The sequence below is a fragment of the Sporosarcina sp. P26b genome, assembly GCF_002743245.1.
Classification (GTDB): domain Bacteria; phylum Bacillota; class Bacilli; order Bacillales_A; family Planococcaceae; genus Sporosarcina; species Sporosarcina ureae_C.
In genome coordinates, this window is sequence record NZ_PDYW01000003.1 from 145,700 (window position 1) to 159,854 (window position 14,155).

A 14,155-nucleotide genomic window follows, 5' to 3' on the forward strand; every position below is an offset into this window, starting at 1 on the left:
AAATGTTTAAGAAAAGATTTTACGTTGGAAGTGCTTTAGCAGTTTTATTATTGGCTGGATGCGGAACTGATGAGGCGAAGGAAGAGAAGAACGACACGGCACAAGAAGTTGAAGAAACTCAAGCTGATGGAAAAGGCAAAGTGTTAGCAGCAGAAGATTTCGATAAAATGTACACCAATCCAAAGAAGTACAAAAACTACGAAGTCAGCTATATAGGCAGAGTGATGAATACGCCCGAAAAAGATGACGACGGCGTTTACTTGCAAGTATACGCAAATCCAGAGAAATATGAACAAAATACTATCGTATTCTATCCTGACGCATCCCTTTCAGTATCTGATGAAGACTACCTAAAAATAACAGGCATAATAAAAGATGAGTTTAAGGGGGAAAACATGATGGGTGCAGAACTCACTATGCCCATGATTGAAGCAACAGAATTAGAAATCATAGGTTATACAGACGCTATGGCCCCTACGTTGCAGACAATAGAAGTTAACGAAACGAAAGAGCAACACGGTTTTGAAGTGACCGTAGAGAAAGTAGAACTATCAGAGAAACAAACACGAGTATTTTTCACAATTACTAATACATCTAGTGAAAAAATCAGCTTTTATAGCTTCAACTCTAAGCTAGTCGCGGATGGAAAACAACTTGAAAACGAAAGTGATTACGAATCGGATCTAGAGGAGCCTCAAAGCGAAATTCTACCAGGAACAAATACGTCCGGTGTAGTAATATATCCACCTTTAAGCGAGGATATAACAGAGTTCCAAATCTATGCAGAAGGCTCTAGTGATAATTACGAAAATACTATTGAGCCGTTTAGGTTTGATGTGAGTGTTCAGCAATAATTAAAATATGCATTATTGAAAAAGTGTTTCTATGTATTAAACTATCATGAATGTTTAAGGGTTCTGGTTGTCGCTCACATAGCTGCACAGGTCATTCTAAATAGGGAGATGAGGAAAATGAAAAAGAACGTAGCTACACTATTATTACTCATGCTAGTTCTTATAGCGGGCTGTTCATCAAATGAAGTGAAGAATAGCAATCAAGAGCAAAGTGAAAAAGCGGACGAAGTGGAAAAATCAGAAGATACGAATGGAGCAGTAGCGGTAGACAAAGGTTTGCTAGATGTGGAAATAACCATACCGGGATCCTTCTTTCCAGACGAGGATCTAAATGAAGTAGCAGCAAACGCAAAAGAAAGTGGCATGAAGAGTGCGACCGTAAATTCAGATGACACAATTACGTATAAAATGTCGAAAGCAAAGCATAAAGAATTAATGACAGAGATGAAAAACAACCTGGTTGAATATACGGATGATTTAGTCAGCAATGATGAGTTTTCTTCTATTAAAGATATTACCTACGACAAGAATTTCAAAGAATTTTCAATGGTTGTTGATCAAGAAGTATTCGAGAACAGTTTCGACGGATTCGCTGTTCTAGGTCTAGGTATGGCGGGTATGTTCAATCAATTGTTTGATGGAGTACATGCCGACAAGCTGGATGTGACAATACATTCAGTGAATGAAGCTACTGGGGAAAGAATTGGGACGGTGAACTACCCGAAGGACATGGAGGATTTGGGGGAGAATGAGGATTAAAAACTTTGTAAAGAACTTGTGCGGAAAGTGATCTTGAAAATTTCATAAGGTACCTGTGAACAAAACTTTCATGAATGTTTAAGCATTCACGTTAGTGTCTCTCGCAGGTACCTTTTAAAATACTCGCATTTGTCTAAAGCACAGATATGTTTATCTATGAAAGTTCCTCTAGAAGGTAAGAAAGCAGATGATTTGTCAGAACCCATTCATGTATACTGACAGTAAGGATCAACCTATAGGGAGGAATATACATGAAAAAGAAAATACTCGCTTATCGACGTCTTGAGCAACCGGTTTATGATCGACTAGCGAAAGACTATAACGTTCGACTGTTCATAGATCCAGAAAACGACTCTGATTTTCCTGAATTCTTGCGTGAGGCGGAAGGCGTGATCGGAATTGGTTTCCCTGGGAATGCAGCGACACTCGATAAAGCGCCGAATCTGAAAATTATCAGCAACGTCTCCGTTGGTTACAATAATCTCCAACTGGCTGATCTGACAAAACGCGGTGTGATGGGGACCCATACGCCTGGCGTGCTCGACGATACTGTGGCTGATATGGCGATGGGGCTGATGCTTGCGACGGCGCGGAGGATGCCTGAGCTTGATGGTTATGTTAAACGAGGTTTGTGGAAAGGCCTTCTGCCGAATGAATGGTACGGTGTGGACGTCCATCACAAAACTCTCGGTATCATCGGTATGGGGCGTATTGGCAGTGCAATCGCCAAACGCGCGCGGTTCGGCTTCGATATGGACATCCTGTATCATACGAGAACAAGGAAGCCGGATGTGGAGGAACGATTTGATGCATCTTACCGGGACCTTGACAGTTTGCTGAAAGAATCTGATTACGTCTGTCTTGTAATCCCGTTGACTGAAGAAACACGGGGCATGATCGGCAGCGAGCAGTTTCGTCTAATGAAGTCGTCCGCTATATTCCTCAATATTTCACGTGGCAGCACTATCATTGAAGAAGATCTAATCGATGCACTACAACAAAATGAAATCGCCGCAGCTGGCCTCGATGTGTTCGCACAAGAACCTGTCGACCCCGAGAATCCGCTGTTGCAGATGAAGAACGTCGTCACTTTGCCGCATATTGGCTCCTCAACCCATGAAACAGAAGTCGCGATGGCGCATCTTGCTGCTGATAATCTTATAGCAGGACTTGAAGGCAAGAAACCAGCGAACTTGTTGAATCCCGATGTTCTCGGACGATAGAATAGAAAAAAGCACCTGGGCAGGAAACATTTATTGTAGTTTCTTAACCAGGCGCTTTTTAATCTGCCGATATTTTCATTGTGTATCTATTTTTTATTTGCACCACAGCTATGACAGTTATAGGATTTTGATTTGTTCAAAGAATTACAATGCTTACAAACCCAATCCCTTTTTACATTCTTTTTAATAGAAAAACCATCTAATAAATAATAAATAATCGAATTTAATAAAGATAACATTGAGAAAAATTCCGTCATATCTAAATGCCCACGGTTTCACTTATGTTCTATTTATGATTAGAACATCATTAAAGTAAATAGCATAGCTTTGCTAGTTACTTGTGTAAAGAAACTACCATAAAAATCTAACATGATAGTTTCAATATTCTTGTTTACTAATAACAGAATGAATATTTTAAACTCAGGAATTTCTTAGGATAGAATATTTCCAAAAAGAAGGAACCACATGACAACATTAGATTTCCTGGAAAATAAATTCTCCAACCTGAAAGTAGGAATTCGCTCTTTTACTCATGGAATCCAAGCAACCGATTCGAACTCCGAGTGAACGAAGGTTCTTAGCATTTACGAAAATCGATTGAGAGGTCTACTGAAAAGCTATCGATTTATTCGAAGCGCTACATGCTCTTGAAAATAATCTTTATCTTAAATTCAAAGTAGCATGACGTAGCACCTAATACCATTCCCTAAATTTCAATTATTTTGATGGAAATATACTTTATAAAAGAAATCCCTTCTACGACCTAAATCAGTCGCAGGAGGGTTTTTGCTGATAAATGTAATTCACCGTCGCTTTATAAACAGTTGGAGATGGATGGGGTCTTAAATTCGAGATACTAGGTCCCAATGCTTGTTAGCTAGATTAGGGGTAGGATCGCTATCTTGGAGTAAGTGTGGATAAAGAATAGGGATTTCCGTGAATTTCCATTGAAATGAATACGTGTCGTTAACTATATAGAAGATTTAGATAACTATTTATATCTCTTAGTGTATACTTTAAATATATTTAAACTAAGGCGGTCAAACCATCGATACATCAACACATATAGAAGGAGGAGCTATATTGTTAAATTTCACAGTCGGCCCTGTCACACTTGATAAAGAAATACTGGAGATAGGGTCCAATCAAATTCCTTACTTTAGGAATGAAGAATTCTCTGCCATGACATTAGAAAGTGAAGAGCTGTTAAAACAAAGTATAAACTCTCCTTCAGATTCTAGAGTAGTTTTTTTAACTGCTTCTGGTACAGCTGCAATGGAAGCAACCGTTTTAAATTTGTTTGATCAAGAAGATAAGTTGCTTGTTGTAAATGGAGGAGTTTTTGGTTCTAGGTTCACGGAGATTTGCCAAATCCACAGTCTACATTATAAAGAGATTAAATTAAACTTCTTTGAAGATTTAACTAATGATGATGTAATTCCTTACGAAAAAAAAGGTTTTACCGGACTTCTCATTAATATACATGAAACTTCTACAGGTGTACTCTATGATATAAACTTGGTTAAGGAGTTTTGTAAAAAAAATCATTTACTCCTAGTGGTAGACGCAATTAGTTCATATTTAGCCGATCCTTTTGACATGGAAGGAAGTAATGCTAATGCAGTTATTATAAGCTCCCAGAAGGCATTAGGTCTTCCGCCCGGTATGTCCTATGTTGTTCTCGACAAAAAAGCACAAGATCGTGTAAGTGAAATTTCCTTTAAAAGCGTTTACTTTAACTTCAACAAATACTTGTTTGACGGTGAAAGAGGGCAGACCCCCTATACTCCAGCCGTAGGTAATTTAATCCAATTGAATAAAAAATTGAAGTATATTGAGAAGGAAAGTGTTTCAAAAATTATTAAAGAAACTAGAGAACTAGCAGTGCATTTTAGAAATGAAATTATCAAGTTGCCTTTTAAAATTCCTACTAAGAGCCCTTCAAATGCATTAACAGCTTTAACTCCACTTACATCAATAAGCCCTGAATCAGTTGTTCAATCGCTTAAGATGAATAGTGATATCTATGTAATGCCTAACGGAGGAGAATTAAGTCGTAAAATATTTAGAGTCGGACATCTCGGTGCTATTACTATCGAAAATAACCAATATCTACTTGATGAAATAAAGAAAAATCTAAAAACCATTTCGTAAAGGGAGGGTTATATTTGAAAGCTATATTATTGGCTGGCGGAAGAGGGACAAGAATTAGCGAATTTATTGGAGACGTACCTAAATGTTCACTTGATATAGGAGGGAGGTCATTAATTCGCCATACTGTAGAATTATTCCAAAGAAATAATATTGAAGTAATCATTGTCGTTGGGTATAAAGCGGATATCATCAAGGATCTTTTATGCGATCTTGATGTTAAATATTATTTCAACCCATTTTATAGTGTTACAAATAGTCTAGCCTCTCTATGGTTTTCGAGAAACGAATTGAATGATGAAGATATTATCATAGCGAATGCAGATGTATACTTTGAGCAGAATATGTTGGACAAACTACTAAGCTCTGAGCATGAACAAACTTTACTGATGGATTCGAATAGTGAACTAGATTATCTTTTCTATTGTAATGGTAATCAGCTAATTGGGCATGGTAAAGAATTAAAAGAATATAGTGGTGAATATGTAGGCATAGCAAAAATCAAGAAAGTATTTTTGGGAAAGTTCGTAGAGAGACTTGAGGAACTAATAAAACAGCAAAATCACTATTTTTGGTGGGAAAACGTTTTATATTCTTTTATAAATGAGATACCTATAAATGTTATAGACGTTAGCGGTATGTTCTGGTCAGAAATAGACGTTATAGAAGACTATAAAAGAATCCTTGATTTTCGGAGAAAGACTGATTTTGGGTACCAGGTCCCGACACGGTTATGAATTGTGTCGAGACCTGGTACGCTTTTATTAAAATACAGAGGAATTTAGTCAACAGCACAGGAATATATCTTTTTCTTACATATCTTACTAGGAAAGAATAATATGTGGAGTGTGGTTGATGGCTAGATATATGGATCCGGGAGATTTCAATCAACAGTATAGACCTGGTATGAGAATATGGGTATCACTTCCTAACGGTACTTTTTCGGGTACACTTATCAGAACATTTGGGAATTCTGCCGAGATACAATTGGATTCTGGTTCTATGATTACAGTAGATGTCAATCAGATTAGTGTTGCTGGGACCGGCGCGCCCCCAATGCAACAAGGTCAAGGCTGGCCCGGTTCAAGCCTTCCATTTCGGCACGGCGGTCAAGATCGGCCATAATGTAGGCCGCTGATGTTCTAGGTATTTCAAATTGGAAAAAGCCAATGATACTATTTGTGTCGTTGGTTTTCTAAATCCATTATATTCATGAAGTAAGGTTCCTTTACAAGAAACTATCTTAAATATTTTACACGGAGATTAATTCCATCAGAACCCTATTCTCTAGAAAGAAGGAACCACATGACACCAACAAATTTCCTGGAAAATAACTTCCCAAATTTAAAACTCGAATCTCCACTATTTTACTCATGGAAACCAAGCATACGATTCGAACTCGGCGTGAACGAAAGTTCTCTCAGCATTCACGAAAATCCTGTATATCTACCAGGAGTCTACCGACGAGCTATCGACTTATTCAAAGCGCTACATTCTCCTGAAGATGAGCTATATCTCGTAGTAGATGTTTACGACTTTGGAGAAGGTTCTACCTTGCAGCGGAAGTTAAATGTCTTTGCTAAGTATGTGAAACACCAGTCAATATTGTACCGATTACAACACGAGACGTTTCTAGAAGAGAATGAAGATGAGAGCTATCGTATACATCGATTCAGCTTGAGATGTCATCGTTCGGATTTCCACTATGCGGCACTTTTGAAAGCGATTTGCAATCAGGATATGGGGAAAAGTCCGAGCATTCACTATCCAATCTACTTTTTGAACGAAACGAAAGGTACCATCTACTATGTCTACGACGACAGGGGCTGTGATCTGCTTGGAGTGGATACAGAAACAATTCGTTGGATATATAACGAGTTCAATGAATGGATCTTAGATTATGATCGAGTAGAAATCAATAAGACGTTTAGTTAATTAAAATTGAGATACATTCAATTGACTAATGAAAGCGACACAATAATCTTATACCCGAAAAAACGATCACGTACAATGTGATCGTTTTTTTAGTTGACTTAAAGAATAAACTGTTATATGGTTATATACATAACTATAACACCATGCAACGGTATAGCATAACATAACATGAGAAGAGGTGAATAGAGCGGTGAGTAAAACTTTGGATGATAAAAAGCTCATATATCTTCAAATTAAAGAAATGATTGAGGACCAGATTATGAATAATCAACTGCAAGCGCATGATCAAATTCCATCCACAAACCAGCTTGTTCAGTTTTATAAAATTAATCATATTACGGTTTCGAAAGGGATTAACCTCCTGGTCGATGAAGAGATTATTTATAAAAAAAGAGGTGTGGGCATGTTCGTGATGGAAGGGGCAAAAGAGAAATTGATCGTCAAACGAAGAGACGAATTCGCAGAGGAATTTGTATTGCCGATGTTAAAAGAAGCGAAGAAATTGATGTTAACCGACAATGATATTCTGAAATTAATGGAAAAGTTGAAAGGGAGTGTGTAGGATGACTAAAAAAGTAGAGGCGAAGAATGCAAATGTTTCTTATAAAGATTTTCAAGCATTGCATGATATCAACTTGGTGTTAGAAAACGAGAAGATTTATGGATTAATCGGACGTAATGGAGCAGGGAAAACTAGCTTGCTATCTTTGTTAGCCGGCTACCGAAAAGCGACAAGCGGTGAAGTTGAAATGGTTGGAGAAACGATTTTTGAGAACGAGAAAGCCATGTCTCAAATTACATTTGTTTTTCAATCAGACTATAAAGATAACCATGACACCATTCACAAATACTTTGATCTAGCCGAGCGCTACCGTCCTACATTTGATCGAACATACGCCGAACAATTAGCTAAAGTATTTCAACTCCCACTAATCAAACCTCTAAAGACGTTGTCGGCAGGTATGCAGTCTGCTTTTCAAGTAACGATTGGGTTAGCGAATAGAACGCCTATCACGATTTTTGACGAAGCTTATCAAGGGATGGATGCTCCGACTCGTGAAATTTTTTACAATGAAATCTTAGAGGAACAATCACGATATCCTCGGACTTTCATTTTATCTACACACTTAATTTCTGAAATGGAGTACTTATTTGACGAAGTTCTAGTTGTTCATCAAGGTAAGTTAATACTTCAAGAGCAAGTGGATACGCTTCTAGAAAGAGGGTATTCGGTTACAGGTCCAACTCATGATGTACTAGAAGCTGTCTCGGGCCTTCACGTATTAAATGAAGAACAGCTAGGTGGCACAAAATCGGTCATGTTGTATGGTGAATTAACGAAAGAAAAAGAAGATGAAATAAAACGAAAAGAGCTAGATATAGGTACTATTTCACTTCATGATTTGTTTATTCATTTAACGAAGGAGGGCTTGTAAAATGAACGAAGTAGGAAAGAAAGTAGCTGCTGATCTCTACTTGATCCAAATGAAATGGGTAGCGTGGTATTTATCGATTGTGTATATAGCGTACTTTGCAATTGTTTGGTTTATCAATGAACCAGATATACGATCCATGTCGTTACTCACTTTTACATTTCAAACATCTACAATATTTATGCTTGTGTGTGGAATCCTTTCAAGCACCGTATTCTTACCTCTATATGTGAAGAATGGTGTTACTAGAAAGTCCTATTTCCAAGGTGTGTTGTTGTCCGCAATAGGCTTAGCTATTACGATCATCGGTCTGACAACCATTCTAACGTGGATCGTACATGTATTGAACATACAGGTGTTCAGAGAAGTTGTATTATCATCACTTGGAGTAAATAGTTGGTTCATGACTAGTATTGCTTATTTCCTAGTCGTCATGATGTACTCTCTAGTCGGATGGCTAATCGGATTAGGATTTTATCGCTATGGGGGGATGGGCGGATTTGTAACGATTATGGCAAGTCTCGTAATTGTATCGTTAAATGATTTATTATGGTCATTCAATACTCCTAAACCTTTGATGGGATTGCTTACCTATCACATTCCAGTGCCTACTATTGCAGTCGCGATTATAGCGTCATTCGCTATAGCGGCGATAACAGCCATAGCCGTTTATAAAGTAGTGAAAGACACACCGATTAAAATAACATGATATAAAACTATTCGATCGTAGAATAGTTGAAATGAAAGACGAGGTTCATAAATGAAAATAGTTAGCCGACAAGTTCAAGAATTATCTATCGCATCTTTAGAGTCCACTTATATGAAGCTTTCGAATGCGTATGAAAGTATGACGAAAAAAGGTTCCAATACTACACTCGTACTAAAAAGACGTGATGCCCTACATGTGGGCTTGGAGAGCTTACGAGATGTTTGGTACGATGTAGACTTTTTCTATGATGAAGAAGCGATCTTACCATCTAAAGATATTCTACAAAGTATGATTCCCTCTATTGAAAAACAACTTGCGAAAGCAGGGGATAGTAGTTCTCAAAAGACATTAAATACGCGTCGTTTAACTGCACTTAAACTGGCAATCGAATCATTGGAAGACCGTCTGATCTGAGTACCTGTATGCATCTTAATTGCTTGTAATACAGGTGCTTTTTCTACTATAATCAAAAATACGTATTCGGTATCATATAAAAGGAGACGGTAGAAATGGTTGATAAAAAAGTTGAAAAAGCAGCATTTGCGGGAGGCTGTTTCTGGTGTATGGTGAAACCGTTTAAAGAATGGCCAGGAGTGCAAGACATCGTGTCCGGCTACATGGGCGGGCATCTCGATCATCCAACATATGAAGATGTGAAAAAAGGTACATCCGGTCATGTGGAAGTCGTTGAAATCACGTTTGACCCTGTACTATTTCCTTATGAGAAGTTGCTTGAAGTATACTGGCAACAAATCGATCCAACTGATGCAGAAGGTCAATTTCAAGACCGTGGCCCATCCTACACAACTGCTATTTTCTATTACACAGAGGCACAACGGGAAGCTGCTGAAAAATCGAAAGACAACCTAGCTGCAAGCGGTATTTTCGCAAAACCGATCGTCACTCCCATCCGCCTAGCCGAAACGTTTTATCCAGCAGAAGAGTACCATCAAGATTATTACATAAAAGAAGAAGAACATTATGAAGAAGATCGTGCACGTTCAGGGCGCAATGAATTTATTGCGGAGCACTGGGGAGAGAAGTAAGAATCACGAGAAGTGAGAACGTTCTTACATACGTATGACAATAAAATAGAAATGTGAAAGTAGTTATATTTCCCACCACAATTCAACAGCGAGTCAAATACAAGAAACCCTTCCACGACCTAAATTAGTCGTGGGAGGGTTTTTGTTCATTAATATAATTCACAGTCGCTTCATAAACAGCTGGCGCAGCATGCCGTCTAACTTGATCGAGCAGTTCACCGTGATCTTGGAACGGCAGAGTTTCTTCATCGCCATTATATTTACGATAGTAACGGTCTTCATTAATCGAGTATGTGCCATCATCCGTCAATTTAGCGATAAGTAATGCTTTGTTGAAAGAAGAATCTGGGCTGTGATGGATTTGCTGTTTCACGTCGTCCAAATGTTCCCAGTCAACTACGTCAGGTGATAGGCTATAGCGAAGTTCCCAGTTGTTGTCTTTCAGTTGTTCAAATACCATCGTACCTTTTTCCGTCGTTTCGGTCCGCAACCGAAATGTGCCAGCGGGAGAAGTAACAGGTTCTCCATCTAATGGTACAGGGTGGTTGACGAGGTTGTTGCCGAAACCATTGTCGATCAGGTACAGTGTATTTTCGTATTCGAGTAAATTCACGACGTGAGTACTATCCATGACGAAACTGTTTCGTGGCGAGGGTGCCCAAACAGTGCCAGCAGCGAGTTGTACAGGAAAACCTAAATCTCTAAGTACGATATACAGCAGGCCATTAAGTTCATAGCACAGGCCGCCACGTCCTTGTTTCATCATTTTATCTTCCAAGTATTGCTCCGTAATAGGTTCTTCATTCGCAAGCAAAACATCCAAGTTTTCAAATTCGAACTGCTCGGCGAAGAGTTTCTGAACTTGGCTGATCTGCTCAAGCGGTGTGCCGGTAAGTGTTACACGTTTCGAAATCCATTGCAGCATATGTTATCGATCCTTTCTTCAGTAGGAATAACCCCATCATAGCAAATTTACTTGCAATGATAATAGTGTTGGGACTTGGCGCTATTTTCACTATCGAACAAATCTGCTTCTGACTATAAATATATGATCGATACGATGAAACTATTTGCAGATTTTTCTGTTTGTACGTTGATCTATTGTTACATAACAGAAAGGAAGTAATACGTTTTTTTAGGCTATGTAAAAATCCAATTAAAGTACATTCACAAGAAACTTACCTAATGCGCTCAAATATTTTTAATTAATCGTGTTAAGAAATAGAATAAAAAAACTTGATGCACATCAAGGTGTAAGTCTGCTACTTGTTTCATACTAAAGCTAGGAGTTACGTAATACTAAAAATAGGTAAGGGAACAACTGATGCGATGGCTGAATCACTCATTATACATAAAATGAAAACGGTAAAATCATTCTAGGTAACCACTAATCTAAAAATTTAAAACCTATTAATAATTATTCTTATATAGTAAAAACGATCTAAAAATTAACATAATATTCTATTAATTAATACAATATTTCTGTAATCTATGTTATGTTTATACTATTATCAATAGTTACTTGCCTATAAGTAGTGTACAAGAAACTTATGATTTTTTAAAAGAGGTAAGTTGAATTGATTTTACAATAGTATTATGGTTCATCACTCATAGAGCAGACATCGTAGATTTGCTTTATGTATTTGCGTCAACCACTTATTAAGGGGGGGATAAAATGAAGAATTCACCAAACGAACGAGTGAACAATGAGGAAGTAGTGGATGAAGGTTCATTCAGAAATGCTATGTATGCTTCTATACTGTTTGTTGGAGGCGGAATCGCTTTGTTTTGGGTACTATTATTTATTTTCTTTTCAGTACGACTATAAGGAGGTATTCAAATGAAAATGCATCGATATGAAAAAATCTGGCTTTTCTTAGCGGCTTCTATGTTGGTCATCGCAGTAGTCTATAGTGGAGTCCAGACTTTTGCATTAGGCCAAGGTCCGCCAAGTGGTGTAGGCATGATTGATCCAGAAAAAGTCGAAGAGACAGCACCGTTTGATAATCCCGGAATTTCAAAGATTGGCGATAACGAATACGAAGTCGTCATGATATTACGCGCCTTTTCGTTTGAGCCAAATATAATTGAAATACCTGCTGGCGCAACTGTTCATTTTAAAATGACTTCTATAGATGTCATGCATGGCTTCCAAGTAATTGGTACAAATTTAAACGCCATGATCATGCCAGGACATATTCAAGAAGCGAAACAAAAGTTTAAGAAACCTGGTGAATATTTAGCCATTTGTAATGAATATTGTGGCGTCGGACATCAATTGATGAGCATGAAAATCATAGTGAAATAGGAGGTGAATCAAATGGAAACAATTGAAAATAAAATCAGTACTATGTCAGGAAGTAATAGACTAGACGCTCGTCTTACGTTAACGTATTTCTCCATAGCTTTTATCACCTTGTTGATAGGTGGACTGTTAGGTTTACTTCAAGGACTTAACCGTGCAGGATTACTTGAACTACCCACAAACTTTGATTACTATCAAGTCTTAACTGCACATGGTATTTTATTAGTTTTAGTGTTCTCTGTGTTGTTTGTAATTGCTTATTTTTACTCGATACTTTCTCACACGATGGACGGTTTATTTCCGATCGTTAGGAAGATGGGTTGGATTTCTCTCATCACAATGCTGGTAGGAGTAGTACTCGTCGTTACGCAAGTCGTAATGGGGAACGCATCCGTGATGTATACATTTTATCCGCCTATGAAAGCATCTCCTTGGTTCTATGTCGGCTTATTTATTGTAGTCGCAGGGATTTGGATTGCTGCGTTTGGTGGATTTACACAAATCGCTAAGTGGAGAAAAAGAAACCGAGACAAACATATACCGTTGCTAGGATTCTTTGCGATGGGTGTGTTCATCCTTCTGTTCTTCGGAAGCCTTGGTGTAACAGCAGAAGTGTTAATGCTGATCCCATGGGCGTTTGGTTGGACGGAAACAATTAATGTTATGCTCAGTAGAACGTTATTTTGGAGCTTCGGCCATACGTTTGTAAACATTTGGTACTTAACGGCAGTTTCATTATGGTATGTCGTCGTACCGAAAGTGATTGGCGGGCGCTTATTCAGTGATACATTAACGAGAGTAGTTGTCATCCTGTTAGTCGTATCGAATATCCCAGGCGGTTTTCATCATCAAATTGTTGACCCAGGAATGTCAGAAGGAATTAAACTTACACATGCGCTAATGAGCATGGTAATCGGCTTCCCGTCCTTAATGACCGCATTTGCGATGTTCTTCGTATTCGCTCGTGTTGGGAAGAAAAAAGGAGCAAAAGGAGTCTTCGGCTGGATTAAGAAAATGCCTTGGGGAGATGTTCGTTTCCTTGCCCCTATGATTGCGATGATCTTCTTCATTCCAGGTGGAGCTGGCGGTATAGCGCAAAACGCGAACCAATTGAATCAAGTCGTTCATAATTCGCTTTGGGTTGTAGGTCATTTCCATATAACCGTCGGAGTGACAGCGGTGTTGACTTTCTTCGGTGCAATGTATTGGTTAATACCTTATTTATCCAAACGGACACTTACGCCAGCAATGAATAAATTAGGCGTAATTCAAACACTCATTTGGACTATTGGAATGGTATTCATGGCCGGAGGAATGCATACGGTAGGTCTACTTGGTGCTCCAAGAAGAACTTCTTACACAACGTATGGCGATAGTGCAACGGCTGCAAGTTGGGATCCATACTTACTATTATTAGCTGTCGGTGGAACATTATTAACTATAGCCCTCGTGATGATTGTCTATATCGTCTTCAACTTAATGTTCTTCGCACCAAAAGGAAATACAGAATTTCCAATTGCCCAAGGTGAAGAAAACGCAAGTGAGACACCGAAGTGGACAGAACGATGGACTGTATGGATTATTATCATGCTGGTCATTGTCGCGTTCGGTTATGTGATCCCTCTAGTGGATATGATACAAAATGCACCACCCGGATCACCACCATTTGTCACTTGGTAAACATGTTATTTACTAAACGAGAACTATTTATATACCAAGCCCCTACATAATTGGGGGGTT

At 38.4% G+C, this 14,155-nt stretch carries 16 protein-coding genes; 15 read left to right on the top strand and 1 reads right to left on the bottom strand.

Annotated features, from left to right (window positions below):
• Window positions 1–2 precede the first annotated feature (2 nt).
• From CSV69_RS04525 to msrA, 12 genes are all read left to right on the top strand, one after another.
• Window positions 3–854, top strand: a complete 852-nt coding sequence (locus tag CSV69_RS04525) for a DUF5067 domain-containing protein (protein WP_099692812.1) — start codon at window positions 3–5, stop codon at window positions 852–854.
• Between the two features lie 117 nt (window positions 855–971).
• A complete protein-coding gene (locus CSV69_RS04530; RefSeq protein WP_099692813.1) occupies window positions 972–1,613 on the top strand; it encodes a hypothetical protein in 642 nt (213 codons plus the stop codon).
• 251 nt (window positions 1,614–1,864) lie between these two features.
• On the top strand, window positions 1,865–2,836 hold the full coding sequence (locus CSV69_RS04535) for a 2-hydroxyacid dehydrogenase (RefSeq protein ID WP_099692814.1): 972 nt from the start codon (window positions 1,865–1,867) through the stop codon (window positions 2,834–2,836).
• A gap of 1,083 nt (window positions 2,837–3,919) precedes the next feature.
• Window positions 3,920–4,990 (top strand): pyridoxal-phosphate-dependent aminotransferase family protein, encoded by a 1,071-nt coding sequence (locus CSV69_RS04540; protein WP_099692815.1) that lies wholly within the window; start codon window positions 3,920–3,922, stop codon window positions 4,988–4,990.
• A gap of 14 nt (window positions 4,991–5,004) precedes the next feature.
• Complete coding sequence (locus tag CSV69_RS04545) at window positions 5,005–5,724, top strand: phosphocholine cytidylyltransferase family protein (RefSeq protein WP_085426293.1); 720 nt, start codon at window positions 5,005–5,007, stop codon at window positions 5,722–5,724.
• Window positions 5,725–5,842: 118 nt separating this feature from the next.
• Window positions 5,843–6,112 (top strand): hypothetical protein, encoded by a 270-nt coding sequence (locus tag CSV69_RS04550; protein WP_198166202.1) that lies wholly within the window; start codon window positions 5,843–5,845, stop codon window positions 6,110–6,112.
• A gap of 180 nt (window positions 6,113–6,292) precedes the next feature.
• Window positions 6,293–6,922 (top strand): DUF3885 domain-containing protein, encoded by a 630-nt coding sequence (locus CSV69_RS04555; protein WP_099692816.1) that lies wholly within the window; start codon window positions 6,293–6,295, stop codon window positions 6,920–6,922.
• A 190-nt stretch (window positions 6,923–7,112) separates the two neighbouring features.
• On the top strand, window positions 7,113–7,484 hold the full coding sequence (locus CSV69_RS04560; RefSeq protein WP_099625291.1) for a GntR family transcriptional regulator: 372 nt from the start codon (window positions 7,113–7,115) through the stop codon (window positions 7,482–7,484).
• Between the two features lies 1 nt (window position 7,485).
• Window positions 7,486–8,358: an ATP-binding cassette domain-containing protein gene (locus tag CSV69_RS04565; RefSeq protein ID WP_099692817.1), complete on the top strand. Its 873-nt coding sequence runs from the start codon at window positions 7,486–7,488 to the stop codon at window positions 8,356–8,358.
• A 1-nt stretch (window position 8,359) separates the two neighbouring features.
• Entirely contained in the window at window positions 8,360–9,064 is a 705-nt protein-coding gene (locus CSV69_RS04570; protein ID WP_099692818.1) for a hypothetical protein, read from the top strand.
• Window positions 9,065–9,115: 51 nt separating this feature from the next.
• Window positions 9,116–9,478: a hypothetical protein gene (locus tag CSV69_RS04575; protein ID WP_099692819.1), complete on the top strand. Its 363-nt coding sequence runs from the start codon at window positions 9,116–9,118 to the stop codon at window positions 9,476–9,478.
• A 95-nt stretch (window positions 9,479–9,573) separates the two neighbouring features.
• Window positions 9,574–10,110: a peptide-methionine (S)-S-oxide reductase MsrA gene (gene msrA, locus CSV69_RS04580; RefSeq protein WP_099692820.1), complete on the top strand. Its 537-nt coding sequence runs from the start codon at window positions 9,574–9,576 to the stop codon at window positions 10,108–10,110.
• Window positions 10,111–10,234: 124 nt separating this feature from the next.
• Here the strand turns inward: msrA and CSV69_RS04585 are convergent, their stop codons facing one another.
• Window positions 10,235–11,035 carry an arylamine N-acetyltransferase family protein gene (locus CSV69_RS04585; protein WP_099692821.1) on the bottom strand — a complete coding sequence of 267 codons (801 nt, stop codon included), beginning with the start codon at window positions 11,033–11,035 and terminating at the stop codon, window positions 10,235–10,237.
• A 750-nt stretch (window positions 11,036–11,785) separates the two neighbouring features.
• Between CSV69_RS04585 and CSV69_RS16765 the strand changes: the two genes are divergently transcribed.
• Genes CSV69_RS16765 through CSV69_RS04595 form a run of 3 tightly spaced genes read left to right on the top strand, consistent with a single transcriptional unit; the run spans window position 11,786 to window position 14,095 of the window.
• Window positions 11,786–11,938 carry a hypothetical protein gene (locus CSV69_RS16765; protein ID WP_158232608.1) on the top strand — a complete coding sequence of 51 codons (153 nt, stop codon included), beginning with the start codon at window positions 11,786–11,788 and terminating at the stop codon, window positions 11,936–11,938.
• Window positions 11,939–11,950: 12 nt separating this feature from the next.
• On the top strand, window positions 11,951–12,418 hold the full coding sequence (locus CSV69_RS04590) for a cytochrome c oxidase subunit II (RefSeq protein WP_085426284.1): 468 nt from the start codon (window positions 11,951–11,953) through the stop codon (window positions 12,416–12,418).
• A 12-nt stretch (window positions 12,419–12,430) separates the two neighbouring features.
• Window positions 12,431–14,095, top strand: coding sequence for a cbb3-type cytochrome c oxidase subunit I (locus CSV69_RS04595; RefSeq protein WP_099692822.1), 1,665 nt, complete (start codon window positions 12,431–12,433; stop codon window positions 14,093–14,095).
• Window positions 14,096–14,155: the final 60 nt, after the last annotated feature.